The organism is Streptomyces sp. NPDC045678, assembly GCF_056432085.1.
The window spans coordinates 869,577-894,854 of the sequence record NZ_JBWKJS010000001.1; the positions used below are offsets into that span (position 1 = coordinate 869,577).

A 25,278-nucleotide genomic window follows, 5' to 3' on the forward strand; every position below is an offset into this window, starting at 1 on the left:
CTACGCGTTGAGCTCGGCCAGGACCCGCAGCGTGTGCGGGTCCGGCGCGAGCACGAGCAGATCCGTCACCGGCCCCCTGCGCCACAGCTCGAGCCGCTCCGCGATCCGCGCGCGCGGTCCGACCAGCGAGATCTCGTCGGCGAAGGCGTCCGGCACCGCGAGCACCGCCTCTTCCCTGCGGCCCGCGAGGAACAGCTCCTGGATGTGCTGGGCCTCGTCCTCGTACCCCATGCGCGCCATCAGGTCCGCGTGGAAGTTGCGGGCCGCGTGCCCCATCCCGCCGATGTAGAAGCCGAGCATGGCCTTGACGGGCAGCAGGCCCTCGGCGACGTCGTCGCACACCTTGACCCGGGCCATGGGGGCGATGAGGAACCCCTCGGGAACGTCGGCGAGCGACGCCTCGTACACGTCGGTCCGCAGCGGCGACCAGTACAGCGGCAGCCAGCCGTCCGCGATCCGTGTCGTCTGCGCGATGTTCTTGGGCCCCTCGGCGCCGAGCAGGATCGGCAGGTCGGCGCGGAGGGGATGCGTGATCGGCTTGAGCGGTCTGCCGAGTCCGGTGCCGTCCTCGCCGGTGTACGGGTGGGAGTGGAAGCGGCCCGTGACCTCCACGGGCCCTTCGCGGCGCAGGACTTGGCGGATCACCTCGACGTACTCGCGGGTCGCGGTCAGCGGTGACCTCGGGAACGGCCGCCCGTACCAGCCCTCCACCACCTGCGGCCCGGACAGCCCGAGCCCCAGCGTCATCCGGCCGCCGGAGAGGTGGTCGAGGGTGAGCGCGTGCATGGCGGTGGTGACGGGGGAGCGCGCCGCCATCTGCGCCACGGCCGTGCCGAGCCGTATCCGCGAGGTCCGCGCGGCGATCCAGGTCAGCGGCGTGAACGCGTCCGAGCCCCAGGCCTCCGCGGTCCACACGGAGTCGTAGCCGAGCCGCTCGGCCTCCTGCGCCAGGGCGACGTGTCCGGGGTCGGGGCCGCGCCCCCAGTAACCGAGTGCGAGCCCGAGCCGCATACGCCCTCCCAGTCCAGCCTCGACCGTTCCTGACGGTACGTCAGTTCCCTGCCGCGGGTGGTGACTGTACGACAACGGCCCCCCGCCCGGAAGGGCGAGGGGCCGCGGTACAGCTGTGCGTGGGATCAGCCGCGCTGGATCCCCGTGGTGTCCTGAAGCACGCCGCGACGGCCGTCCTGCGTCTGGGCCACCAGGCCGGGACCGCGCTGCTCGACGGCCAGGTACCAGGTGCCCGGCGCCAGCTCGGCGATCGGCGTCGGCGAGCCGTCCTCCGCGTACAGCGGACGCGGCACCGGCACGGCGAACCAGAACGGCGAGAAGTCACCGGCGGGCTGCGCCTGCGCGGGCGGCGGCGTCTGACCGGCCTGCGGCTGCGGCTGGCCACCGAAGGACTGGCCCTGCGGCTGGCCCGGCTGACCGCCGTACGGGGCGCCCGGCTGCGGCTGACCCGCCCCGGCACCCGGGTAGCCGTAGCCACCCTGCGGCTGACCGCCGTAGGGCTGCGGGGCCATCGGCTTCGGGCCGCCCATGAGCGGAGCCTTCAGGGCAGGAACGATCAGTCCGGCGACGGCACCGGCGGCGAGCACCAGGGCGGCGATCAGGCCGAGGATGAGGCCGACACCGGCGTCCGGGGTCTCTCCGCGGCCGACCGAGCTGTCGAAGACGAAGTTGTAGGACTGGTCGGTGTCGAAGATCGCACCGAGCGAGCTCCACGCGGAGGCGATGGCGAAGGCCACGCCGAGCTGGCCGAGGTCGAGGCCCGCGACCTTGCGCTGCTGCGGCAGAGCGCGGCCGACGACGATGAGGGCCGCAGCGATGATGCCGAGCAGGTACACGCTCAGCAGCAGGTTGCCGTTTTCCCAGGCGTTCGGCAGCTTGTCATCGGGAAGGCCGTCGATGTCGAGGGTGTTGAGGAACGAGGCGATGAAGAGCAACACCGCTGCTCCGATCACCACGCCGTCGCCTCGAGTGAGGGAGCGGAAATTCACTTCAGGGTCCTTCGTCAGTCGTCTCGTCAGTGGAGGCGTCGCTGTCGCCGTAGTCGCGGTCGTGTCGCGGTGCGCGAAGCGCGGGGGTGGCCCCTCATCGTAGGGAGGACAATATCGTCCGGACGTGCGGGGTGTCTGCTCGGGATAAAGACGTCCACGCTTCATGGCGAAGACGTTCACCTTCCGCTTCCACCCCTACTTCCGCAGGAACCCCGCGATTCCCTCAGAAATCCCCTGCGCCGCCTTCTGGCGCCACACGGGGCTCGTCAGGAGGGCCTCGTCCTTCGCGTCCCGCATGTTCCCGCACTCGATGAACACCTTGGGGACGGTGGAGAGGTTGAGGCCGCCGAGGTCCGTGCGGGTGTCGAGGCCGGTGCCGCCGCCGATGTAGTTGGAGGGGGCGCTGCCCGTCGCGCTCACGAACTTTCCGGCGATGCGCTCGCCCAGTTCCTTCGAGGGCGCGACGATCGCCGAGGTGTCGGCCGAACCCGACCGCACCTTCCCCGGCATGATCACGTGATAGCCGCGGTTGCCCGCGCCCGAGCCGTCGGCGTGGATGGAGACCACCGCGTCGGCGTGCGCCTGGTTGCCGATCCGGGCGCGCTCGTCGACGCACGGGCCCCACGGGCGGTCGCCGTCCTGTGTGAACTTGACCGTGACGCCCTGCTTTTCGAGCAGTGTCCGCAGCTTGTGCGCGACGTCCAGGGTGAACTTCGCCTCGGTGTAGCCGTGGTTGGTGGACGTGCCCGTGGTGTCGCACTCCTTGCGGTTCGTCGCGATGTCGACCTGCCGGTTGATGTCCGACGGGTGGCGGAAGTTGCCGGGGTTGTGGCCGGGGTCGATCACGACGACCTTGCCCTTGAGGGGGCCGTTGGCGGCGGGACGGCCACCGGACGGCTTCGTGGCCGAATCGTTGTCGTCGGCGTCTCCGCCCTTGCCGTCCTTGCCGTCCTTGTCCTTTTCCTTGGCTCTATCGGAGGGACCGGTTCCGGAAGAGGGGGACGACGAGGAGGAGCCGGACGGCGCGTCCCGGTCGGCGGACGCGCTCGACGAGGCCGGCAGCGATCTCGCGGGCTCGTTCCCGTCGGGCCCACTCGTCGCCTGGTAGACGAGGTAGCCCGCCAGACAGGTCGGCACCAGCGCGGCGACGGCCAGCGTCAGCGGTCGGCGGACGCTGCGCCGGGGCGGCTGGGAGGGATCGAATTCCGGACCTACGTACGACACGAGGGCGAGCCTATCCGCGAGGTCGGGCCCCTCGCTCCTGTTGAGGTCAGATACTCGTCGCTCCTGCCGAGGTCAGATCCCCGGACCCGTGCGCCGCAGCACGCGCAGCGAGTCCGTCACCGCGACCTCCGTGAACGCGTCGGACTCCAGAGCCCTGAGGTAGACGCGGTACGGCGCCTGCCCGGTCATGATGTCGACGGGGTCGGGGAACACGTCGTGGATGACGAGCAGCCCGCCCTCGGCGACGTGCGGCGCCCAGCCCTCGTAGTCCGCCGTGGCGTGCTCGTCCGTGTGGCCGCCGTCGACGAAGACCAGGCCGAGCGCGCCGCCCCACGCCTTCGCCACCTGCGGCGAGCGCCCGACGACCGCGATCACGTGGTCCTCCAGGCCCGCCTTGTGCAGGGTGCGGCGGAACGTCGGCAGCGTGTCCATCCGGCCGACCTCGGGGTCCACCGTCTCCGGGTCGTGGTACTCCCAGCCGGGCTGCTGCTCCTCGCTGCCGCGGTGGTGGTCGACGGTGATCGCGGTCACCCCGGCCCGCCGGGCCGCGTCGGCGAGCAGGATCGTGGAGCGGCCGCAGTACGTGCCGACCTCCAGGAGCGGCAGGCCGAGCGCGGCGGCCTCCGTCGCGGCCGCGTACAGCGCCAGTCCCTCGCCGCGCGGCATGAAGCCCTTGGCGGCCTCGAAGGCGGCGAGGATCTCCGGCGCGGGCGCGGGCGCGGGCGCGGGCGCGGGTTCGGACTCGGGCGTGCGCTCGGGCTCGGCGACGGCGGCCATGGGGGGTTCCTCCAGGTCAGGTCGTACGCGGGTATGGCCGCCCATGATGCACGGCATCCCCGCCACGGGCGTGACGGGGGTGCGCGGTTCGGTTCAGGCGTCGCTCAGGCCGGTACGTCGCTGCTGCCCGGCAGCGACAGGTCCAGCTCGACCGGGCGGTCCTGGCCGGGGTGGGCCGCCGCCGACGCCAGCGGTCCGTGCCCCGTGGCCCGCACCGCCAGGACGTACGAGCCGTCGCCGGGCACGGCAAGCTCGTACCGTCCGCCGTCGTCGGTCAGCGCCGCGCCCGCCTGCCGCCCGCTGCGGTCGATCAGCGTCACCTTCGCGCGGGGGACGGGCGTCCCGTCCGCGCCCCGCACCTGCCCGTGGAAGCCCGCGAGCACCCGCACGGCGCGCTCCAGGTTCGCGTCCTCCTCGCTGCTGGCCCGCAGCTGCGTGGTGGCCGGACGGCGCGCGGAGGGCAGCAGGAGCGCGAAGAGCAGACCGACGGCGACCGCGCCCCCCGCGATCAGGAACGACAGACGGAAGCCGTGCATGGTGGGCACCGCGACGCCCCCGACGTGGTCGGCGGTGTTGGCGAGGACCATGCCGATCACGGCGCTCGACACCGACGTGCCGATCGAGCGCATCAGCGTGTTGAGACCGTTGGCCGCACCCGTCTCGGACGGGTCGACCGAGCCGATGATGAGCGCGGGCAGCGAGGAGTAGGCGAGGCCGATGCCCGCGCCGAGCAGCACCGAGATGACGATGGTCTGCCAGGCGGCGCTCATCAGGCCGAGCCCGGCGCCGTAGCCGATCGCGATGATCAGCATGCCGAGGATGAGGGTCACCTTCGGGCCGTACTTCGCCGACAGGCGGGCGTACACCGGCGCGGTGAACATCATCGTCAGGCCGAGCGGCATCACGCACAGGCCAGCCACGACCATCGACTGGCCGAGGCCGTAGCCGGTCGCCGTCGGCAGCTGAAGGAGCTGGGGCAGGACGAGCGAGACGGCGTAGAAGGCGACGCCGACCATGATCGAGGCGAGGTTGGTGAAGAGCACCGAGCGGCGGGCGGTGGTGCGCAGGTCGACCAGCGGGGCCTTGACGCGCAGCTCCATCACGCCCCACAGGACGAGCACGACGGCCGCGGCGCCGAAGAGGCCGAGCGTGGTGGGGTCGCTCCAGCCCCAGTCGCTGCCCTTGGTGATGGGCAGCAGGAGCAGGACGAGTCCGGCGGAGAGGCCGAGCGCGCCGGGCGCGTCGAAGGTGCCCTCGGCGCGGACCGGGCTCTCGGGGACGAACACGAGGGTCAGCAGGATCGAGACGACGCCGAGACCCGCGGCGCCGAAGAACAGGGCGTGCCAGTCGGCGTGCTGCGCGGTCAGCGCGGCGACGGGCAGGGCGAGACCGCCGCCGACGCCGATGGAGGAGCTCATGAGGGCCATCGCCGAGCCGAGCTTCTCGCGGGGCAGCTCGTCGCGCATCAGGCCGATGCCGAGCGGGATGGCGCCCATCGCGAAGCCCTGCAGCGCGCGGCCCACGATCATCACGACGAGATCGTCGGTGAAGCCGCAGACCAGCGACCCCACGACCATCACGGCCAGGCTGCTGAGCAGCATCTTCCGCTTGCCGTACAGGTCGCCGAGGCGGCCCATGATCGGCGTCGATACGGCGCCGGCGAGGAGGGTCGACGTCATGACCCAGGTGGCGTTGGACGGCGAGGTGTGCAGCAGCTCGGGCAGGTCCTTGATGACCGGCACGAGCAGGGTCTGCATCACCGCGACGGCGATGCCGGAGAAGGCGAGCACGGGGACGACCCCGCGTATGCCGCGTGAGTGGTTCGTCGACATCGACATCGACATTGCTGGGGGCCTCCGGGCGGAAGGTCGGGCTCGGCAGGAGCGGGAACGTATGTGTAAGCCGAACCTGTTTCCCTGGGCGACTATTCCGACGGATGTCGTACGAGGGGAATTCTTGACCTTCTGTTAACCGAGTCGTTCACGGGGTCCTCGGTGGGCACACCATCTGACCTTCCGTCAGATTGGAACGTGTTCTACTCTGTCGCCGTCCCGGCAGCTGCTACCGGCGAGGATGTCCATGGGGATCGGAATCACGCGGGAACAAAGGGAGTTGGCGTCGGCGGTACGCGGTTGGATCGCGCGCGCCGTGCCGCCCGAGGAGACGCGCAAGCTCCTGGACGGACCACCCGTCGGCGGCCGTCCCGCCCACTGGGACGGACTCGCCGAGCAAGGGCTGCTCGGCGTCCACCTGCCCGAGGAGTACGGAGGCGGAGGCGGCGACCTCCTCGACCTGGCCGTCGTCATCGAGGAGGCGGCGCGGGCCGCGCTGCCCGGACCGTTCGCGGCCGGCTCCCTCGCCTCGCTGGTGCTGCGCCGGGCGGGTGCGCACGGTCTCGCCGCCGAGCTGGCGCGGGGCGTACGGATCGGTGCCGTCGCCCTGGACGCGGGCACGCTGACCGCCGTCGCCGTCGCCGACGGGTACGTCCTCGACGGGGTGGCGCCGCCCGTCCTCTCCGGCGGGGAGGCGGATCTGCTGATCCTTCCGGCGGCGGGGGCGCCGGGGGTGCCGGCGGCGGGGCCGCTCTGGCTCGCTGTCGACGCCGCCGCGCTGACCGTACGTACACACGACAGCGCCGACCCGACCCGGCCCACCGCCGAAGTGAGCGCACGGGGCGTGCACGTCCCCGCCGACCGGGTGCTCGCCGTGGACTCCGCGACCGTCCGCGATCTGGCCGCCGCCGTACTCGCCGCCGACGCGTGCGGCACCGCCGCGTGGGCGCTGCACACCGCGGCCGAACACGCCAAGGCGCGCGAGCAGTTCGGGCGGCCCATCGGGCAGTTCCAGGGCGTCAAGCACCTCTGCGCGGACATGCTGGTCCGCGTCGAGCAGGCGCGCGCCCTGGCGTGGGACGCGGCCCGCGCGGCGGACGAGTCCGGCGTGTCCGCCGACGTGCGCGGTCTGGTCACGGCACTCGCCGCGGCCACCGCCCTCGACGCCGCGTACTCCTGCGCCAAGGACTGTGTACAGATCCTCGGCGGCATCGGCTTCACCTGGGAGCACGACGCCCACCTGTACCTGCGCCGGGCGGTCGTCGCGCGGCAACTGCTCGGCGCGGGCGACGCGCACCGGCTGCGCGCGGTGCGGCTCGCGGAGGGCGGCGCGCGGCGCGAGCTGCGCCTGAAGCTCCCGGCGGAGGCGGAGACGTACGACCACCGGGCCCGCGCCCGCGAGGCGATCGCCCCCGCCCGCGGACTCGACCCGGCCGCGGCCCGCAAGGCCCTCGCCCCCACCGGATACGCGGCCCCGCACCTCCCCGCCCCGCACGGACTCGGCGCGGGCCCCGTCCGGCAACTGGTCGTCCAGGAGGAGTTGAAGGAGGCCGGGGTCAAGCTCAGTGACCTGGGGATCGCGACCTGGGTGATCCCCTCCCTCATCGCGTACGGCACCCAACAGCAGCGGGACCGCTTCCTCGCTCCCACCCTGCGCGGCGAGCTGCTCTGGTGCCAGCTCTTCAGCGAGCCGGAAGCGGGCTCCGACCTCGCGTCCCTGCGCACGCGGGCCGAACGCGTCGACGGCGGGTGGCGCGTCAACGGGCAGAAGGTGTGGACGAGCGCGGCCCAGTGGGCGGACCACGGGATCCTCCTCGCCCGCACGAACCCGTCGGCGCCCAAGCACAAGGGCCTGACGTACTTCCTCGTCGACATGAAGGCGGCGAGCGGCATCGACGTCCGCCCCCTCAAGGAGATCACCGGGGACGCCCTCTTCAACGAGGTGTACTTCGACGACGTCTTCCTGCCGGACGAAGCGGTCGTCGGCGAGGTCGACGACGGCTGGCGGGTCGCCCGCGACACCCTCGGCAACGAACGCGTCCACATGGCGGACCAGCTGACGTTCGACACGGGCCTGGAGGCGCTCATCGCGCGCGCCCGCGACCTCGACGGCGCCCACCGCGCCCGCATCGGAGCGCTCGCCGCCGAGGCGCACGCCGTCGCCTGCATCGGCCTGCGCACGACCATCCGGCAGGTCGCGGGCGCGGAGCCGGGCGCGGGCGCCGCCGTACGCAAACTCGTCCAGACCCCGCACCAGCAGAAGGTCGCCGAGCTCGCCCTCGAACTCCTCGGCACGGCCGGCGCGGTCCGCGAGGGCCCGGGGGAGCGGGCGCTGCACGGCTTCCTCATGTCGCGCTGCCTGACGATCGCGGGCGGCACCACCCAGGTCCAGCTCAATGTCGTCGCCGAGCGCATCCTCGGCCTGCCCCGTGACTGACCCCCGCCCGCCCCGTGACTGAAGGAGTACGAGCGTCATGAAGAGCTACATCGTCGGCGTCGGGATGACGAAGTTCGAGAAGCCCGAGACGCGCGACTGGCAGTACTGGGACATGGTGAAGGAGGCGGGCACCCGAGCCCTGGAGGACGCCGGAGTCACGTACGACCAGGTCGAGCAGGTCCCCGTCGGCTACTGCTTCCAGGCCTCCACGGCCGGCCAGCGCGCCGCCTACGAGCTCGGCCTGACGGGCGTCCCCGTCTACAACGTCAACAACAACTGCGCGACCGGCTCGACCGCCCTGATGCTGGCGCGCCAGTTCGTCGAGGGCGGCCTGAACGACTGCGTGCTCGCGCTCGGCTTCGAGAAGATGGCGCGGGGCGCGCTGGGCGGCGGCGGAGACGGGGGCGGCGCCGGTGACTTCAAGACGTCACCCGTGGCCCGGCACTACGGCATCATGGCGGCCCGCCACGGCTTCGAGATGACCCCGCCCACCGCGCAGATCTTCGGCAACGCGGCCCGTGAGCACATGGAGAAGTACGGCACGACCGAGGCGCAGCTCGCCGCCGTCGGCGCCAAGAACCACCGGCACTCCACGAACAACCCGTACGCCCAGTTCCAGGACGCGTACACCGTCGACGAGATCCTCGCCGCCAAGACCATCCACCGTCCGCTCACCAAGCTCCAGTGCTCCCCGACGTCGGACGGCTCGGCGGCCGCCGTCGTCGTCTCCGAACGGTTCGTGGAACGGCACGGTCTCGCGGAGCGCGCGGTGGAGATCGCCGCCCAGGCCATGACCACCGACACCGGCGAGTCCTTCGACTCCGGGTCCTGCGTCGACGCCGTCGGGCAGCCGATGTCGCGGGCCGCGGCGCGCGACGTGTACGAGACGTCCGGGCTCGGCATCGAGGACGTGGACGTCGTCGAGCTGCACGACTGCTTCTCCGTCAACGAACTCCTGACGTACGAGGCGCTGGGCATGTGCGCGCCCGGGGAGTCGGGAAAGCTGGTCGAGAGCGGCGCGACGACGTACGGCGGCCGGTGGGTGGTGAACCCCTCCGGCGGCCTCATCTCCAAGGGCCATCCGCTCGGCGCGACGGGCATCGCGCAGGTCGCGGAGTTGACCTGGCAGCTGCGCGGCGAGGCGGCGGCCCGGCAGGTCGAGGGGGCGCGGGTGGGGCTCGCACACAACATCGGGCTCGGCGGGGCGGCGGTGGTGACGGTGCTGCGGAGGCCGTAGGGCCTGGTGGGGCGGAGGGGACGGTGGGGCGGAGGGGACGGCCCTGGTCCTGGTGGTCCTAGTCCTGACGGCCGAGGTCCCGTCCAGCGAATTCCCGATGCGTCGCTCGAGTTTCGCTTGAGAGGATGCCTGTCATGGTCCAGACGCCCTCCACCACTTACCCGTCCGCTTCGTCCCCGTCGTCCTCCCCGTCCGCGGGCGGCCCGTCCCCCTCCGGGTCCGCGCAGGCTCCGCGGAAGAGGTCCGTCCCGGTGTGGGCCGTGCTGCTCACCGCGTGCGCGGGCCAGTTCCTCGTCGTCCTGGACGTGTCCGTGGTGAACACCGCGCTGCCGTCGATGCGGTCCGACCTCGGCATGAGCGCGGTCGGCCTGCAGTGGGTCGTCAACGCGTACTCCATAGCCTTCGCCGGGTTCATGCTGCTAGGCGGGCGCGCCGGGGACCTCTTCGGGCGGAAGAGGATGTTCCTCGTCGGCCTCGGCCTGTTCACCGCCGCCTCGCTGGGCGGCGGCCTCGCGCAGGCCGAGTGGCAGCTCCTCGTGGCGCGCGCCGTGCAGGGTCTCGGCGCGGCGGTCCTCGCCCCCTCGACCCTGACGATCCTCACGTCGGCGGTGCCCGAGGGCCCGGCGCGGGCGCGGGCGATCGGCGTCTGGTCGGCGGTCGGCGCGGGCGGCGGCGCGGCGGGCGGCCTGGTCGGCGGTGTCCTGACCGACCTGCTCTCCTGGCGCTGGGTGCTCCTGATCAACGTGCCGGTCGGCGCCCTGGTGATCGTCGCGGGCACGGCCTGGCTCACCGAGAGCAGGGCCGACCGGACCCGGCGTCTGGACGTGCCGGGCGCGGTCCTGGTGACGGCCGGTCTCGCCACTCTCGCGTACGGCATCGTGCAGACCGAGGAGAAGGGCTGGACGGCCGCCGCGACCCTGGTGCCCCTCGCGGCGGGCCTCGCCCTGCTCGCGGCGTTCCTCGTGGTGGAGTCGCGCACGAAGGCGCCGCTGATGCCGCTGAAGCTGTTCAAGGTGCGGACGGTGTCGGCCGCGAACGCCGCGATGTTCGTGTGCGGCGGCGGCATGTTCGCCATGTGGATGTTCATGACGCTCTACACCCAGAACGTCCTCGGGTACTCCCCGCTCAAGGCGGGCCTCGCCCTCATGCCGTCCTCGCTCACCGTCGTCCTCGGCTCGATGCTCGCGCCGCGCCTGATGCCGGTGCTCGGGCCGAAGAACGTGTCCGTGCTGGGCATCGTCGTCGCGTCCGTGGGCTTCGGGTGGCAGTCGACGATGACGGTCGACGGCGCGTACGTCACCGCGATCCTGCTGCCCGGCCTCGTGATGATGTTCGGCGCGGGCCTCGCGACGACCCCGCTCGCCTCGCTCGCCACGTCGGGCGCCGGGCCGGGCGACGCCGGACTCGTCTCCGGCCTGGTCAACACCTCGCGCACCATGGGCGGCGCGCTCGGCCTCGCGGTGCTCTCCACGGTGGCGGCCGCGCAGATGAACGGCTCGACGTCGCCGCAGGCGCTCACCGACGGATACGCGATGGCGTTCCGGACCAGCGCGTTCATCCTGCTGGCGGGGGTGGCGGTGCTGCTCGTGTGGATGCCGGGACGCCGGAGGCGGGGTCAGGACACCGACTGAGGCAACGGTTTGCGGCCCTCATGGACTCTCATGTGCAAGGAGGCATTCATGGGGGAGCAGAAGCAGACCGTGGGCGGGTTCGACGGCGAGTCCGACAACGACTTCCAGGGCTTCGTCACCAGCCGCTGGTCGCATCTGATGCGCACGGCGTTCCTCCTCACGGGGCAGCAGCACGCCGCGGAGGACCTGGTGCAGTCGTCCCTGGAGCGGACGTACGTGTCGTGGCGAAGAGTGAGCACCGCGGGTGACCCGGATGCCTACGTGCGCCGGATCATGATCAACATCCATGCGCGCAAGCACCGCCGCAAGCTCAAGGAGTTCCTGTCGTTGCAGGACTCGGGCCCGGTCTTCGACAGACCCGAGCACGGCGACCGCATGGCGCAGGCGGACGATCGCGCGGCGCTGCTGCACGCCCTCGCCCAACTGCCCACCCGCCAGCGCGAAGCGGTCGTCCTCCGCTACTGGGAGGACTTGAGCGAGACCCGAACCGCCGAGGCCATGGGCTGCTCGGTCGGTGCGGTGAAGAGCAACGCCGCCAAAGGGATCGCCAAGCTGCGCGCCATACCCGAACTGACCGACAAGGTCGGAAGCCGAGGGGAGAAGTAATGACCAGGGACCAGGACCCGGCACGCCTCGCAGCGGACGGGGACGCGCCCGATGACATCGCCCACCGCCTCGCGGACGCGGCGGACGGGGTCGAGATCGGCGCGGCCCCGTACCAGGCGGTGCTGCGCGGCGGCCGGCGCAGGAAGACGCGCCGCTGGGCCCTCGGTGCCCTGGCGGCCGCCACGATCGTCGCCTCGACCGGTTCGCTGGCGCTGGCCGTGGTGGACGGCAAGGACGACACACCGGCGGCGTCACAACACGGCACCGCCCGTACCCGACACGTCTACACCCCTCACATCACACCCCTGACCGAGGTGCGGGACGGCTCGGGAACGCCGGTGGCGCGGGTGGAGCTGCAGGTGTGGGGCGCGCCGCGTGACGACGCGGAGGCGCGCGGCCAGAAGAAGGCGATGACGGAGGCAGGCATGTGGGACGAGCGGACGACGGACCCCATTCCGAACGTCGACCGGCCCTGGTACGCGATCGTCGTGAGAGCCGACGGCAAGGACAAGGTGGCGTCCTTCGGACTCCAGGACAAGGAGCCGGGCGGGGACGACGGCCTGAGCTTCGCCTCGGTGGAGTTCGAGGCGAAGGGCAGGACCGTCACCGTCGGCCACGTGGGCCCCAGGACGAAGCGTGTGGAGTACGAGTACGAGCACGGCACGTCCGAGCCGGAACTCCACCGTGCGGCGGGCTCCGCGTACCTATGGTTCACACGGCAGGAGGGCGAGCCGGGCCCGTCGGGCAAGCTGGTGTCCCTCCGGCTCCACGGCGAGGGCAAGGTGGTGACGACGGTGCAGGAGGACTGAGAGCCTGTCTTTGAAGCCCCGCCCGCGCCCCGACGCCCGGCACGCCCTCCCCCAAGCTCCCGGCTCCGCTCGAGCAGGGGAGGCCCCAATCCGCCGCTGCGCCCGCGATCCGCGCGAACGACGGGGTTCAAAGACAGGCTCTGACGGCCCGCCACGCCACGGCCGCGCACGCCTGCCTCACAGCCACCCCTGCTGCCGGGCCTCCCGCACCGCTTCCATCCGGTTCCGCGTCCCCGTCTTGCCGATCGCCGCCGACAGATAGTTCCGTACGGTCGACTCCGACAGGTGCAGCGTGCCCGCGATGTCGGCGACCGTGGCCCCGTCCACGGAGGCCTTGAGGACGTCCGCCTCACGGCCGGTCAGCGGGCTGGGCCCGGCACTCAGGGCGGCCGCGGCGAGCGCCGGATCGATCACCGTCTCGCCCCGCAACGCCCGCCGGATCGCTTCGGCAAGCTCCTCCACGGGCCCGTCCTTGACCAGAAACCCGACCGCGCCCGCCTCCATGGCACGCCGCAGATACCCGGGCCTGCCGAAGGTCGTGAGGATCAGCACCCGGCAGTCGGGGCACTCCTCGCGAAGATCGGCGGCGGCGTCCAGACCGCTGCGCCCCGGCAGCTCGATGTCGAGCAGCGCGACGTCCGGCCGGGCGTCGAGCGCCGCGTCGACAATCTCGTCGCCCCTGCCGACCTGGGCGACGACCTCGAGGTCCTCCTCCAGCCCGAGCAGCAACGCGAGCGCGCCCCGCATCATGCCCTGGTCCTCGGCGAGGAGAACTCTCACACCTATCCCGGGGCGGTGGTCCTGCGGCATCTCGTCCATGTTCCAAGAGTAAGGGCGGAGTTGCTGGTCAGAGAGGTAAGGAGCCCCGTCGGGCACGGGTCGAACGGGGCACTTTGCTCTGCACTGCGGTCAGTCGCAGAACGACGGCTCAACGTCGGTCACGGTCTCGGCGCCTTGGGCGTCCGTGACGCAAGCCTGTGCCTCCTGCGCGGCAGAAAGCTGACCCGCCAAACAGCGCATTACTCGGCGTCCGACATCTCGTCCGCGGGCTGTCGTCCCGCTTCCCCGGATGCGAAATCCAGATCTCCAGAATGGGGCCGGTCCATGCCGAGCACTGCCCAAGCGGGAGCGCTAGGTGGTCGCTCGCGGCCAGGCAACCTCTACGTCACATTCGGGCGTGCGCTGTGCCTTCCCGGCTGCCTGATCAATGGTCCCGTCTGCCAGCCGGAAGCCGAGCGGCACAAGCCGTTAAACCGTGGCGTCCGACACTCCCCCCCCCTATAGAGGTCACTGTTCTCCAGAGTGACTGTGGAGGCGTCATTGAGGAACGTCTTCCTGATCAGGAAGACGCTTCAACAGCCCACCCGGGTACGCTCCACCCATGCAGTGGATTTCACTAGATAGTGCGGCATTAGGCGCCGCGATCGGGGTTATCTCTACCCTCCTGGCTGACCGAGTGCGGGCACGCCGTGAAGCTGAGGACAGGACACGTACATTCCGACGAGACACTTACACTGAATACCTAGCAGCTTTGACCCGAACGGGGGCTGGGGTGTGGGAAGCAGCCCGAGAGCCCGCAGCGTCCCCTTGCGAACGGGCAAGGGCGGCGCGTAACGTTCACGCACAGGGCAATGCGTATACGCTCAGGGTGCAGATGGGAATAGTTGCGCCCGAAAGTCTCTCCGTTCGCGCTGACGCGGTCTACTACACGCTGTGCAAAGTTCGAGACGCTGTAGAGAATGGCGCATTGTATGGAGAAGAAGCGTATTGCGCTCCAGCGATACTGTTCAGTAAACAGCTAGACGCGCTGCGAATTGAAATGCGCTACGATTTAGCTTCGGACGGGTGAAGGTCCATTGGTGGCCGTGGTGGCCGTCTGGCACTCGCGGCGCGAGGACGTTTCCGCAGCGGCCATCCAGTAACCGCGATATACCGTTGCGGCCCGGCCGCAGCACCTGCAGTACGCACCAGTGGTGGGCGTACAGGTAACGCTTACAGGATGCGCTGCCACCGTGTCCCATGGCCCTGGGTGTGGTCGTACCCCATTGTTGCCCGGTTTCGCGTCGGTGCTTCTCGCGGCGCCCCCGTGGTCAGCTCGGAGCACCCGGGGGCCGAGGATGGGGGGCGGGGTTTACGTGGCAAGGCGGTCACCTTCTGGTACTGGCTCAGCCGTGGCGATACAACACGTGAGGATGTCTGGTGGTGACCTTTCGCCAGGCTCGTCGTTCGCCGGGCATGAACGCTCGCAGGACAGTCACGGCACTAGCTGTTACCGCAGCAGCCATCGGAACCGGACTCGCAGCAGCGAGCCCTGCAACAGCCGGAGGAATCGGTGACTTTCTGAGTCCGGCGTTCGGCACGAGCTGCGGCAACCGCACCGGTGCACAAGCCGACGGAGCCACAACAGCGGGAAGCGGTTCGGCTAGCGCGAACCTTGCGAAAGCGCCGATTCTTGGTGCCCTCAACCAATGCGGCGGGGCCGACCTCTCTCCCTTTCAATTGCATGGGCATCTTCTTGGTGTTCTCTAGAGCAACGTGATGGGTCACTGCCCCTGTCAAGCATCGGCCCCGAAACCGAGGCTCATCTTCAACTGGTGGCACCTGTGGCACGGCGCCTGCGCGTTGTTGCCCACGGGTACCCATCAGCGCATCGAGGCGAGCGGTGCCGGGAACGCCCGGACGGGCACCGCACGGGGAGCGCGCCGGGCACGGACCGAAGCCCGCTCGTCGTAGTCCTGGTGGTGTTGCTCGCGGCGTCCGCGGTGCAGCGTCGGGCGGGTGGCACATGGTCCCACACCCTCTCCAATCGTCAGATCGCCATGGCTCCGCCCGCTGGACGGGCTGCTCATTGGCGACCCACGCGCGTCCGTCTGCCGTCATGTGGGGGCTGCGTAGGGCCCAGGGGGGGCTACCGGACTTGATCGCGTCTAGAGGGGCCCAGGCCGGGAAAAGTCAGCGCATGGCTTTGGTATCACTGATCATCTCGGCTGCCGCCCTGGCCGGCGTTCTGGTCTCGTTGGTCTACCAGTCCCGTCAGGCAAGGATCGCCCAGGATGGAAGTAATCGCGGATCACATCGCGAATTGCTGATTTTGAGCCTCAACGACCCAGTCTTACGTGCCTGTCGGGGCAGCCCGAGTCTTGAGCGGTGGGGACGGCTAGGCGATCGTTCTCGGTGATGTTGCCGAATGCGAGAAAGCCCGACCAGTCCGAGGGGGTCGACCGGGGCTCTTGCGGCTAGCTGTACTGCAATGGCGTACAACTGGCTGACCTGGCCGCGCGTCGAACTGCAGTGAGTGAGGCCGCACAGCGGGGCTCCGGCGCGTGGGGGGAGCTACCGGGTCCGCCTCGAGCGCTGTAACCCGTCTGCACATAGCGCTCGAAGTGGGGGTCGGCCTCTTTCCATGCCCTCGTCATATCATTAACTGACATGGAAAGCTGGGGCAGTTGATCCCTTCCGATGGCGCCGTACTTGGCCGCCTCTATCGCTTCCGTGGGTTGCGTCCCGCTGTTCCTCTTTGGTGTCCCGGGGGCTTCGGCACCCTTGCGGTTGAACTGGTCGATGGCGTACGCCCACGGCGCCGGAACGTCCTCGTCGGCGAGGGCTGCCAAAGCACGTTCGACGGTGGAGCGCTCCACAGCCTTGAACACCTTCTGGCTGGTCCCGCTGATCGTCGCCGTAGGTGGCATCGGGGCTGTGTGGTGGGTCAACCCCTCAGTTCGGCGGTGGTGTTGGCGGCGGTCGGGGGTGGGGTGGTCTCGGTTGTCGGTAGGGTCGCCGTGAGGCGGAAGCCGGAGCGGGGGGTCGGGCCCGAGGTGAGGGAGCCGCCTGCCGTGGCGAGGCGTTCGGCCAGGCCCTTCAGGCCGCTGCCGGGCGGCCCGGAGCCCTCGCCGCGACCGTCGTCCGTGATGACCAGGCGGGTCTCGTCGGGGGTGCCCGTGACCTCGATCTCGCAGTGGGTGGCGCCGGAGTGGCGTACGACGTTGGTCGCGGACTCGCGGACCACCCAGCCGAGGAGTGCCGCCGTCTGCGGGGCGAGGGGCGGTCCCGACTGGCGGACGACCGTACCGATACCGGCCGCTTCGAGGAGATCGCGGGCGCGGTCGAGCTCCGTGGCGAGGCTGCCCTCGCGGTAGCCCGTGACGGCCTCGCGGATCTCCGTCAGCGCCTGCCGGCCGACGGACTCGATGTCGGCGACCTGGCCGAGCGCCGCGTCCAGGTCGCGCGGGGCGAGGCGGCGCGTGGCCTCCGCCTTCACCACGATCACGGAGAGCGTGTGGCCGAGCAGATCGTGCAGGTCGCGGGAGAAGCGGAGGCGTTCCTTCTCGACGGCGGTACGGGCCAGTTCCTCGCGGGTGTCGCGGAGTTCGCGCACCGCCTCGGAGAGGGAGAGGATCGCGGCGGTCACCATGGTGGAGAGGAACGTGCCGTAGGCGACGTTCAACCCGGTCCAGCCCTCCCTGAGCCCGCCGATGAGGCCCGCGAGCACACTCAGGACCAGGCTGATGGGGCCGAGACCGCGCCCGCGTACGACGGCCCCGACGGCTAGGCCGAGCAGCGGGAAGAAGAGGAGCCAGTTGCCGCCGTACCCGGCGGCGAGAGCGATGGTCAGCAGGCCGAGGAGGACGAGCGCGACCCTGGTGGCGCGTGCCTCGCGTGTGTACTTGTCGAAGGCGCGGAAGGCGATGAAGACGTAGAGGGAGTTGAAGAGGAGGACGCCGAATGCGCCGATCCAGGGGTTGGGGGTCTCACCCTGGAGGAGGTGGGAGATGGCCCCCAGGCCCATGAGGAGCCAGGGCAGGAGCGAGAACCCGTTGGGCGGCGGGCCGAAGGGCTCGACATCGCTGCCGCTTCCGCGCCCTTTCCGCCCCTCCTCCTTGACGCGCCGGTGCTCGCTCTTCCACTCGTCGCGGGCGTTCTTCCAGTCGGCACGCGCGTCCTGCCACCCGTGCATCCGGCAGCTGACCCTGCTCTTCCGGGACATGTCCAGGTTCCTCGCCCTCTGGGTCCTTCGCCTCACGCGGTCCGCGCGGCGCGCCGGTACGAGACCACAGCGTACGAACCGAACGCCAGCAGCCAGCAGAGCAGCACCGTCACCGTCACGAGGCCCGGTGCGCCGTGCTCGGCCACCGAAGTCCCGAGGTCCGCGAACCGGTGGGTGGGCGTGTAGTCGGCGACGGCGCGCAGCCACTCCGGGAACAGCGTGACCGGGAACCAGAGGCCGCCGCGGACGGTGACGCGTGGCACCTGCCGGCCCTCCTGCGGCATCGCGCCGACCTGCCCGGCGGCGACGGCCCGCCCGGGGGCGCGCCCGAAGAGGCGCACGGTGCCGGCGTCGGGATCGTTCAGGCCGAGCAGCAGGGAGAGGGTGGTGGACTTGCCCGCGCCGTTGCGGCCGAGCAGCGCGACGGACTCGCCCCGCCGTATCTCCAGGTCGACGCCGTCCACGGCGCGGACGGGGCCGAAGGTCTTCACGGCGCCGTCGAACGCCACCGCGGGCCCGCCCTCTGATGTCTTCGTCATGGCTGTGACGCTACGAATCCGGGGCGGGGCGGCGGCAGAGCCGACCGTACGGACCCGGCCGGTACAAATGTCACCGCTTCCCGCGCGGACTCCTATCTGACGTCGCGTCAGGAGGGTTCACAAGTGCTGGGGCCTCGGCTATACATGGGATCGCCGGACTGGAACGCGTTCTAGAACCGGCCGGTTCCGCGGGACGGTTCGCGTCACCGGCCTCCGGCCCTGTTGCGACCTCGGTGCGGCCGACGGTGCGGACGGTCGCACCGAGGTCTTCTCCCGTCGGCCCAAGGAGCTGCCACCCGATGCCCATCGACGCCGAGAAGGCCGTGGCCGCCGAGCCCCGGTCCGCCGAGATCGCCTGGGACCACAAGGACATCCAGCTCTATCACCTGGGTCTCGGCGCCGGACTGCCCGCCACCGACCCGGCCGAACTGCGCTACACCCTGGAGTCACGCCTGCACGTCCTGCCCAGCTTCGCCACCGTCGCGGGCGCGGGCATGGGAGTCGTCGGCGGGCTCTCCGCGCCCGGCATCGAGGTGGACCTCGCCGCCGTCCTGCACGGCGGCCAGAGCATCACGCTGCACCGCCCGATCCCGGTCGCGGGCAAGGCGGTGACGACGTCCAGGGTCGCCGCGGTGTACGACAAGGGGAAGGCCGCGATCCTCGTCCTGCGCTCCGAAGTCGCCGACGACGACGGGCCGTTGTGGACGAGTGACGCGCAGATCTTCGTGCGCGGCGAGGGCGGGTTCGGCGGCGACCGAGGCCCCTCCACCCGCCTCCCCGCGCCCGAGGGCGCCCCGGACCTGGAGATCGAACGCCCCGTCCGTGAGGACCAGGCCCTCCTCTACCGCCTCTCCGGCGACTGGAACCCGCTGCACGCCGACCCCGAGTTCGCCGCGCTCGCCGGTTTCGACAAGCCGATCCTGCACGGCCTGTGCACCTACGGCATGACGCTCAAGGCCGTCGTCGACACCCAGCTCGACGGCGACGTGTCACGGGTGCGCGGCTACAGCACCCGGTTCACCGGTGTCGTCTTCCCCGGCGAGACACTGCGGATCCGCATGTGGCGCGGCGAGGGCCGCGTACAGGCCACGGTCACCGCGGCCGAGCGGGACGACGCGCCGGTCCTCGCCGACACGGTCGTCGACCACACCTGAGCCGCCCCGACCGTCCCCCCACCCTGGACCGACCGGACCGACCGGACCGGCTGGACCGACCGGACCCACCGGACCCACCGGACCGACCCGCCCCGATCTCCGTACGAGAGGAGCCGCACCATGCGCGCAGCCGTACTGCACGAGACAGGCCAGGAGAAGCTCGAAGTCCTCGACGACATCGAGACCGCGGGGTTCGGTCCCGGCAAGGTGAAGATCCGCGTCCGGGCCACCGGACTGTGCCACTCCGACCTCTCGGCGATGAACGGCGTGCTGCCGCAGCCCGCCCCCTTCATCCCCGGCCACGAGGGCGCCGGCGAGATCATCGACGTCGGCGACGGCGTGACCGGACTCTCCCAGGGCGACCGGGTCCTCCTCTGCTGGCTCCCCGCGTGCGGCGTCTGCCCCGCCTGCAGGCGCGGGCAGACCCAGCTCTGTCTCGCCGGGTTCATGAACGCGGGCATCCCCAACTTCAAGCGCCCCGGCGGCGACGTCTTCGGCTTCGCGGGCACCGGCACCTTCGCCGAGGAGGTCGTCGTCGACGCCGGCTGCGCCGTGCCGATCCCCGACGACGTGCCCTTCGACATCGCGGCGCTCATCGGCTGCGGTGTGACGACGGGGCTCGGCGCCGCCATCAACACGGCGGACGTGGCGGCCGGTTCGTCGGTCGCCGTCATCGGCTGCGGCGGCGTCGGCATATCGGCCGTCCAGGGGGCCCGCCTCAAGGGCGCGGCGCAGATCGTCGCGGTCGACCCGGTCGCGTCGCGCAGGGAGTCGGCGCTCAAGTTCGGCGCCACGGAGGCGGTGTCGCCCGACGAACTGGCCGACGCCAAGCAGCGGATCACCGCGGGTGAGGGCTTCGACTACGTCTTCGAGGTCGTCGGCAAGTCGGCCACGGCCCGCACGGCGTACGAGACGACGCGCCGCGGCGGCACGATGTGCGTCGTCGGCGCGGGGGCCATGGACGACCAGCTCCAGTTCAACATGTTCGAGCTCTTCTTCGACGAGAAGCGCATCCTGCCGTCCATGTACGGCGGGGGCGACGTCCTCACGTCGTACGAGCGCGCCATCGCCCTTTGGCGGGCCGGCCGCATCGACCTGGCGGGCCTGATCACGCACCGGGTGCAGCTGGCCGAGGTCAATGAGGCCCTGGAGCAGATGCGGACCGGAGTCTCCCTGCGCACCTGTATCGAGATCTGAACCGACGACCGGGATCGGTCACGGACGAACGAGACCGGTCACGGACGACCGAGATCAGTCCCGGCCGACCAAGACCAGTCACGGATGACCAGGATCGGCCACTGACGACCGAGATCAGCCACTGACGACCGACGCCTCCGCGCGTTCAGAGAGGACTTCGATGTCACTGCCACTTGAGGGCCTGTCCGCGATCGTCACCGGCGCGGGCCGCGGGCTCGGCCGCGCCGAGGCGCTGGAACTCGCCGGGCTCGGCGCGGCCGTCGTCGTCAACGACTTCGGGCAGCCGGGCCGCGACGGTTCGGGCGAGGCGTCGGCGGCGCCCGCCGAGGAGGTCGCCGCCGGGATCAGGGCGGCGGGCGGGCGGGCCGTCGCCCACACAGGCGATGTCGCGGACCACGAACAGGCCCGCGAGCTGGTGCGGCTGGCCGTCGACACGTACGGAAAGCTCGACATCCTCGTCAACAACGCGGGCATCCTGCGGGACCGGATGATCTTCTCGATGACCGAGTCCGAGTGGGACTCGGTCATCCACGTCCACCTCAAGGGCCACTTCAACACCACCCACTTCGCGGCGGCCCACTGGCGGGAGCGTTCCAAGGCGGCGGGCGGTCCGGTGTACGGGCGGATCGTCAACACCTCCTCCGAGGCCTTCCTCGCCGGGTCGGCGGGCCAGCCGAACTACGCGGCGGCGAAGGGCGGCATCGTCGGCCTGACGACGTCGACGGCGCTGGCGCTCGCCAAGTACGGGGTGACGGCGAACGCGATCTGTCCCCGGGCCCGTACGCGGATGACGGAGGACGTCTTCGCGGGCTTCGCGGAGCCGTCGGAAGGGCACCTCGACCCCTTGGCGCCCGAGCACGTCTCGCCGCTCGTCGGGTATCTGGCCTCGCCCGCGGCGGGGCGGGTCAACGGGCAGCTGCTCGTGGTCCACGGCGGCATGGTCGCGGTCGTCGAGCGGCCGAAGGTGGCGGCGAAGTTCGACTCGTCGAAGGAGGCGTTCACCTTCGACGAGCTGGACGAGGCGCTCTCCCCGTACTACGCGGACCGCCCGCCGAACGAGACGTTCGCGGCGGCGGAGGTGCTCGGCCTCAAGCGGGGGTGACTCCGTCCCGAGCGGGGGTGACTCTGTCCCGGACGAGGGTGACTCTGTCCCGGACGGGGGCGACTCCGTCCCGGACGGGGACGACTTCGGAAAGACGACTCCGGAGAAGCGTCTCGCCCCCGTGCTGCTCGTGGCGGCACGGGGGCGAGACGTTTCTGCAACGCGGTGGGCGGTCCGGGTCAGGACTGGTGGTCCTGCCTGCGGTGCCGCCCCCGCGGCGCCGCCTGCTCGTCGTGCTCGGACACCGGGCCCCGGTGCCTGCCCGCGCCGGTGGACGCGGTCGCCGACATCGTTGGTGCGGTGTCGTGCTGTGTCTCCGTCTCCGTCTTCGTGACGGTGTCGGTCGTAGTCAAGCCATTCACCCCGTAAAGAAGATCGTTCGTACAGCCGGGCGAGTCTAACTGCCCGCCGTCCGCCCGCCGAGGGGTGCCTGCTGCAGGGGGACCGGGCGTGTCGCGGAGGGTTTCGGGGGATCCGGTGAAGGTGGCTCAGGGGCGGCCGGGGTGTCATTCCGCGGCGCTTCGGCGGCCGGGGGCGTGACCGGTGGCGCGGCCGGGGGCGTGACCGGTGGTGCGACCGGAGGAGCGGCAGGCCCGGTCACCCGTGCCACCCCGCACGGCGCGGCCCCCGTCGCGTACGGCAGGCAGAGGTCGCCGTCCCGCGTCCACCACCCCGACCCGGTCAACCACCCCGCGGGCGCGGCCAGTTGCTGCACTCGCCGGGCGGCGGGCCGCCACAGTCCGAGCCAGCTGCCCGCGCCCGCGGGGTCCGGGGGCCCGTCGAGCCGCAGCGCGACCCCGCAAGCCTCCGGCGTCAGGACCTGGCCCGGCTGGATCGCGAACGGTGTCACGGTGAGGTCGGGCAGGCGCAGGCTCTCCGGGAAGCGCACCGGTCGCGTGCCGCCGAGGACGCCCCAGCCCAGGCGGTCGTCGCCCGGGGCGTCGGAGCGGATCAGAAGCAGTCCGCTGTCGGCGTCGGCGAGCAGCAGCCGGTCGTCGCTGTCCTCGGAGATCTGGAGGAGGGGGGAGACCTCGCCGCCGCGCTCCAGGTCCACCGCGACCGTCTTGGTGCGGCCGTCCAGCTCGCGGTCGAGGGCCAGCATGCGGTCGGTGCCGCCCAGCCAGACCCCGCCCGAGCAGCGGCCCGGCACCGCGGCGAGGTGTTCGGGACCGAAGGCGCCGCCCGCCACGAGCCAGATGTCCGAGGAAAGGGTGCCGGGTGCGACGGCGTAGGCGCGGGTGCCGCCGGGCGCGGGCGGCAGCAGGCTCAACTCCCCGCACTCCACGGCTCCCAGCGGCACCTCGCCCGTGCCGGGGCCCGTCGGGTACAGCAGGGTGAAGACGTGCCGCTCGCCCACCACGCGGTGGACGAGGACGCGGCCGTCGGCCATCGGGAGCACTTCCGTGGACGGTTCCTCGGGCTGGTTGCCGGGCAGCGGCACCGCGTACGGCTCGGCGGAGCCGAGGGTCCAGCGTTCGGGGTACCAGGCGTCCGGCGATCCGGCGGCGCGGGCGAGGCGTGCCGCGTACGACCCGTCGGCCGAGATGGTGCAGCCCGCGGTGCGGGCGGGCGGGCGGACCCGGACGCGGGCCCGGACCGGCGCCGGCTGCTTCGGCGGCGCCAGGGGGGCTGTCGGTGCTGTCGGTGCTGTCGGTGCCGTCGGTACTGGTGGTACTGGTGGTGCTGGTGGTGCTGGTGGCGCTGTCATCGTGAGTGTCACCTCCGGCCCCGAAGCTAGTTTTCGTCCGCACTGGCGTGGCACCGACGGGCGTCCGCTTCACACAGAAGGGTGGCGATGTCCTGATTCGCCTGAGAGGGCAGGGGCGGGTGTGCTGTGCCGGATGTGCCCGTGGCGTGGCCCCGGCGAGGGGCCCGGGGAACCGCGCGCTCAGTGCGCGAGAAGCCGCAGGTGCCAGCGCTGGGTGCTCGGCAGGCGCGTCTGCGACTCTCTTTGCGGCTCTCCGGTGGTTCTCCGGTGGCTCGTCTGCGGCTCTCCTGCGGCTCTCCTGCGGCTCTTCTGTCGCTCTTCTGTCGCTCTTCTGCGGCCGCCGCCCGCGCAGCCCCCGCACCCGGGCGCCGGGGCCCTCTGTAGCGCCCCCGTAGCGGTACGTGACGCACGACATGCCGAGCGCAGCGGGAAGGTAGCCTTTCTCCGTGCCCCGTCTGTCTGAAGTCATCGCCGCGCTCGACGTCCTGTGGCCCGCCGATCTGGCCGAGAGCTGGGATGCGGTCGGCACGGTCTGCGGAGACCCCGACGCGGAGGTCTCCCGGGTCCTCTTCGCCGTCGACCCCGTCCAGGAGATCGCCGACGAGGCCGTCGCGCTCGGAGCCCAGCTCCTGGTCACCCACCACCCCCTCTACCTGCGGGGTACGACGACGGTCGCGGCGTCCACCTTCAAGGGCCGGGTCGTCCACGACCTGATCAAGCACGACATCGCGCTGCACGTCGCGCACACCAACGCCGACCGCGCGGACCCCGGCGTCTCCGACGCCCTCGCGGGCGCGCTCGACCTCCGTGTCGTACGTCCGCTCGTGCCGGACCCCGCCGACCCGCGGGGCCGCCGCGGCCTCGGCCGGGTCTGCGAGCTCGACCATCCCATGACCCTCGCCGAGCTGGCCGAGCGCGCCGCGAAGCGGCTGCCCGCGACCGCGCAGGGCATCCGCGTCGCGGGCGACCCCGACGCACCGATCCGGACCGTCGCGGTCAGCGGCGGCTCCGGCGACAGCCTCTTCGACGACGTGCGCGCCGCGGGCGTGGACGCCTTCCTCACCGCGGACCTGCGCCACCACCCGGTGTCCGAGGCCCGCGCGCAGACTCCGCTCGCGCTGCTCGACGCCGCGCACTGGGCCACCGAGTGGCCGTGGTGCGAACTGGCCGCCGCGCAGCTCGACGAAATCTCCGACCGTCACGGATGGGGACTGCGCGTCCACGTCTCGAAGACGGTCACCGACCCCTGGACCGCCCACGCGGCCGCACCTCACGACTCAACTGGAGCCCCCAACTGAACGCCGCGCCCGCCGACCAGATCCGACTGCTCGACGTCCAGGCCCTGGACGTACGCCTGCAGCAGCTCGCGCACAAGAAGAAGTCGCTCCCGGAGCACGCCGAGATCGAGTCGCTGACCAAGGACCTCACGCAGCTGCGCGACCTGCTCGTCGCCGCGACGACCGAGGAGAGCGACTGCGCCCGCGAGCAGACCAAGGCGGAGCAGGACGTCGACCAGGTCCGCCAGCGCGCGGTCCGCGACCAGCAGCGCCTGGACTCCGGTGCCGTCACCTCGCCGAAGGACCTGGAGAACCTCCAGAAGGAGATCGCCTCGCTCGCCAAGCGCCAGGGTGACCTGGAGGACGTCGTCCTCGAGGTCATGGAGCGCCGCGAGTCCGCGCAGGAGCGGGTCACCGAGCTCACCGGCCGGGTCTCGTCGGTCCAGTCGAAGATCGACGACGCGACGGCGCGCCGTGACGCCGCGTTCGAGGAGCTCGACGGCGAGACCGCGACCGTCGGCAAGGAGCGCGAGGTCGTGGCGGGTTCGGTCCCGGCGGACCTGCTCAAGCTGTACGACAAGCTCCGCGTGAAGGAGGGCGGCGTCGGCGCCGCCAAGCTCTACCAGCGGCGCTGCGAGGGCTGCCGCCTGGAGCTCAACATCACCGAGGTCAACGAAGTGAAGGCCGCGTCGCCGGACACGGTGCTGCGGTGCGAGAACTGCCGCCGCATCCTGGTCCGTACGTCCGAGTCCGGCCTGTAAGAG

The 25,278-nt window shown here is 71.4% G+C and carries 20 protein-coding genes and 1 pseudogene; 11 read left to right on the forward strand and 10 right to left on the reverse strand.

The genetic code is table 11. The annotated features are described in order from the left end of the window. From AC07DO_RS03815 to AC07DO_RS03835, 5 genes are all read right to left on the reverse strand, one after another. On the reverse strand, positions 1-1,011 hold the full coding sequence (locus AC07DO_RS03815; protein WP_479056797.1) for an LLM class F420-dependent oxidoreductase: 1,011 nt from the start codon (positions 1,009-1,011) through the stop codon (positions 1-3). 125 nt (positions 1,012-1,136) lie between these two features. Then, positions 1,137-2,000 (reverse strand): hypothetical protein, encoded by an 864-nt coding sequence (locus AC07DO_RS03820; RefSeq protein WP_479056798.1) that lies wholly within the window; start codon positions 1,998-2,000, stop codon positions 1,137-1,139. Between the two features lie 195 nt (positions 2,001-2,195). Continuing rightward, complete coding sequence (locus tag AC07DO_RS03825) at positions 2,196-3,224, reverse strand: N-acetylmuramoyl-L-alanine amidase (protein WP_479056800.1); 1,029 nt, start codon at positions 3,222-3,224, stop codon at positions 2,196-2,198. 72 nt (positions 3,225-3,296) lie between these two features. Then, complete coding sequence (locus AC07DO_RS03830) at positions 3,297-4,001, reverse strand: class I SAM-dependent methyltransferase (protein WP_479056801.1); 705 nt, start codon at positions 3,999-4,001, stop codon at positions 3,297-3,299. A gap of 104 nt (positions 4,002-4,105) precedes the next feature. Beyond that, the gene (locus tag AC07DO_RS03835; RefSeq protein WP_479057514.1) at positions 4,106-5,839 is read right to left on the reverse strand and encodes an MFS transporter; all 1,734 of its coding nucleotides are present in this window, start codon (positions 5,837-5,839) and stop codon (positions 4,106-4,108) included. A 241-nt stretch (positions 5,840-6,080) separates the two neighbouring features. On the opposite strand from AC07DO_RS03835, the gene AC07DO_RS03840 reads away from it, so the two are divergent. The 5 genes from AC07DO_RS03840 to AC07DO_RS03860 all read left to right on the forward strand — a co-directional run bounded on the left by AC07DO_RS03840 (position 6,081) and on the right by AC07DO_RS03860 (position 12,553). Continuing rightward, positions 6,081-8,270 carry an acyl-CoA dehydrogenase gene (locus tag AC07DO_RS03840; RefSeq protein ID WP_479056803.1) on the forward strand — a complete coding sequence of 730 codons (2,190 nt, stop codon included), beginning with the start codon at positions 6,081-6,083 and terminating at the stop codon, positions 8,268-8,270. 37 nt (positions 8,271-8,307) lie between these two features. After that, positions 8,308-9,507, forward strand: a complete 1,200-nt coding sequence (locus AC07DO_RS03845; RefSeq protein ID WP_479056805.1) for a lipid-transfer protein — start codon at positions 8,308-8,310, stop codon at positions 9,505-9,507. 134 nt (positions 9,508-9,641) lie between these two features. Continuing rightward, the gene (locus AC07DO_RS03850) at positions 9,642-11,138 is read left to right on the forward strand and encodes an MFS transporter (RefSeq protein ID WP_479056807.1); all 1,497 of its coding nucleotides are present in this window, start codon (positions 9,642-9,644) and stop codon (positions 11,136-11,138) included. A 48-nt stretch (positions 11,139-11,186) separates the two neighbouring features. After that, entirely contained in the window at positions 11,187-11,744 is a 558-nt protein-coding gene (locus tag AC07DO_RS03855) for a SigE family RNA polymerase sigma factor (RefSeq protein ID WP_479056809.1), read from the forward strand. Then, on the forward strand, positions 11,744-12,553 hold the full coding sequence (locus tag AC07DO_RS03860; RefSeq protein ID WP_479056812.1) for a hypothetical protein: 810 nt from the start codon (positions 11,744-11,746) through the stop codon (positions 12,551-12,553). Before AC07DO_RS03855 ends, AC07DO_RS03860 begins: the two co-directional genes overlap by 1 nt. A gap of 177 nt (positions 12,554-12,730) precedes the next feature. On the opposite strand, the gene AC07DO_RS03865 is transcribed toward AC07DO_RS03860, so the two are convergent. After that, positions 12,731-13,372, reverse strand: coding sequence for a response regulator (locus AC07DO_RS03865; protein WP_479056814.1), 642 nt, complete (start codon positions 13,370-13,372; stop codon positions 12,731-12,733). Positions 13,373-15,512: 2,140 nt separating this feature from the next. Between AC07DO_RS03865 and AC07DO_RS03870 the strand changes: the two genes are divergently transcribed. Further along, the gene (locus AC07DO_RS03870) at positions 15,513-15,731 is read left to right on the forward strand and encodes a DUF6082 family protein (protein ID WP_479056816.1); all 219 of its coding nucleotides are present in this window, start codon (positions 15,513-15,515) and stop codon (positions 15,729-15,731) included. A 528-nt stretch (positions 15,732-16,259) separates the two neighbouring features. Here the strand turns inward: AC07DO_RS03870 and AC07DO_RS03875 are convergent. Both AC07DO_RS03875 and AC07DO_RS03880 read right to left on the reverse strand, forming a co-directional pair. Continuing rightward, positions 16,260-17,537: a sensor histidine kinase gene (locus AC07DO_RS03875; protein ID WP_479056819.1), complete on the reverse strand. Its 1,278-nt coding sequence runs from the start codon at positions 17,535-17,537 to the stop codon at positions 16,260-16,262. A gap of 209 nt (positions 17,538-17,746) precedes the next feature. Further along, a pseudogene (locus AC07DO_RS03880) lies at positions 17,747-18,046 on the reverse strand (ATP-binding cassette domain-containing protein); the annotation flags it as partial. A gap of 329 nt (positions 18,047-18,375) precedes the next feature. On the opposite strand from AC07DO_RS03880, the gene AC07DO_RS03885 reads away from it, so the two are divergent. The 3 genes from AC07DO_RS03885 (at position 18,376) to AC07DO_RS03895 (ending at position 21,529) form a co-directional block, all read left to right on the forward strand. Then, the gene (locus tag AC07DO_RS03885) at positions 18,376-19,230 is read left to right on the forward strand and encodes a MaoC/PaaZ C-terminal domain-containing protein (RefSeq protein ID WP_479056821.1); all 855 of its coding nucleotides are present in this window, start codon (positions 18,376-18,378) and stop codon (positions 19,228-19,230) included. Between the two features lie 120 nt (positions 19,231-19,350). Next, positions 19,351-20,427, forward strand: coding sequence for a Zn-dependent alcohol dehydrogenase (locus AC07DO_RS03890; protein ID WP_479056823.1), 1,077 nt, complete (start codon positions 19,351-19,353; stop codon positions 20,425-20,427). Positions 20,428-20,587: 160 nt separating this feature from the next. Beyond that, the gene (locus AC07DO_RS03895; protein ID WP_479056825.1) at positions 20,588-21,529 is read left to right on the forward strand and encodes a 3-oxoacyl-ACP reductase; all 942 of its coding nucleotides are present in this window, start codon (positions 20,588-20,590) and stop codon (positions 21,527-21,529) included. A 179-nt stretch (positions 21,530-21,708) separates the two neighbouring features. On the opposite strand, the gene AC07DO_RS03900 is transcribed toward AC07DO_RS03895, so the two are convergent. Together AC07DO_RS03900 and AC07DO_RS03905 are read right to left on the reverse strand one after the other, a co-directional pair. Further along, positions 21,709-21,882: a hypothetical protein gene (locus tag AC07DO_RS03900; protein WP_479056827.1), complete on the reverse strand. Its 174-nt coding sequence runs from the start codon at positions 21,880-21,882 to the stop codon at positions 21,709-21,711. Between the two features lie 44 nt (positions 21,883-21,926). Beyond that, the gene (locus tag AC07DO_RS03905; protein WP_479056829.1) at positions 21,927-23,237 is read right to left on the reverse strand and encodes a hypothetical protein; all 1,311 of its coding nucleotides are present in this window, start codon (positions 23,235-23,237) and stop codon (positions 21,927-21,929) included. Between the two features lie 446 nt (positions 23,238-23,683). Between AC07DO_RS03905 and AC07DO_RS03910 the strand changes: the two genes are divergently transcribed. Beyond that, positions 23,684-24,535, forward strand: a complete 852-nt coding sequence (locus AC07DO_RS03910) for a Nif3-like dinuclear metal center hexameric protein (protein ID WP_479056831.1) — start codon at positions 23,684-23,686, stop codon at positions 24,533-24,535. Continuing rightward, positions 24,532-25,275, forward strand: coding sequence for a zinc ribbon domain-containing protein (locus tag AC07DO_RS03915; RefSeq protein WP_479057515.1), 744 nt, complete (start codon positions 24,532-24,534; stop codon positions 25,273-25,275). Before AC07DO_RS03910 ends, AC07DO_RS03915 begins: the two co-directional genes overlap by 4 nt. Positions 25,276-25,278: the final 3 nt, after the last annotated feature.

Coding starts and splice junctions, on each gene's coding strand:
- AC07DO_RS03815 (WP_479056797.1), bottom strand. CDS start 1,011: ATGCGGCTCGGGCTCGCACTCGGTTACTGGGGGCGCGGCCCCGACCCC.
- AC07DO_RS03830 (WP_479056801.1), bottom strand. CDS start 4,001: ATGGCCGCCGTCGCCGAGCCCGAGCGCACGCCCGAGTCCGAACCCGCG.
- AC07DO_RS03835 (WP_479057514.1), bottom strand. CDS start 5,839: ATGTCGATGTCGACGAACCACTCACGCGGCATACGCGGGGTCGTCCCC.
- AC07DO_RS03840 (WP_479056803.1), top strand. CDS start 6,081: ATGGGGATCGGAATCACGCGGGAACAAAGGGAGTTGGCGTCGGCGGTA.
- AC07DO_RS03845 (WP_479056805.1), top strand. CDS start 8,308: ATGAAGAGCTACATCGTCGGCGTCGGGATGACGAAGTTCGAGAAGCCC.
- AC07DO_RS03850 (WP_479056807.1), top strand. CDS start 9,642: ATGGTCCAGACGCCCTCCACCACTTACCCGTCCGCTTCGTCCCCGTCG.
- AC07DO_RS03855 (WP_479056809.1), top strand. CDS start 11,187: ATGGGGGAGCAGAAGCAGACCGTGGGCGGGTTCGACGGCGAGTCCGAC.
- AC07DO_RS03860 (WP_479056812.1), top strand. CDS start 11,744: ATGACCAGGGACCAGGACCCGGCACGCCTCGCAGCGGACGGGGACGCG.
- AC07DO_RS03865 (WP_479056814.1), bottom strand. CDS start 13,372: ATGGACGAGATGCCGCAGGACCACCGCCCCGGGATAGGTGTGAGAGTT.
- AC07DO_RS03870 (WP_479056816.1), top strand. CDS start 15,513: ATGGCTTTGGTATCACTGATCATCTCGGCTGCCGCCCTGGCCGGCGTT.
- AC07DO_RS03875 (WP_479056819.1), bottom strand. CDS start 17,537: ATGTCCCGGAAGAGCAGGGTCAGCTGCCGGATGCACGGGTGGCAGGAC.
- AC07DO_RS03885 (WP_479056821.1), top strand. CDS start 18,376: ATGCCCATCGACGCCGAGAAGGCCGTGGCCGCCGAGCCCCGGTCCGCC.
- AC07DO_RS03890 (WP_479056823.1), top strand. CDS start 19,351: ATGCGCGCAGCCGTACTGCACGAGACAGGCCAGGAGAAGCTCGAAGTC.
- AC07DO_RS03895 (WP_479056825.1), top strand. CDS start 20,588: ATGTCACTGCCACTTGAGGGCCTGTCCGCGATCGTCACCGGCGCGGGC.
- AC07DO_RS03905 (WP_479056829.1), bottom strand. CDS start 23,237: ATGACAGCGCCACCAGCACCACCAGCACCACCAGTACCACCAGTACCG.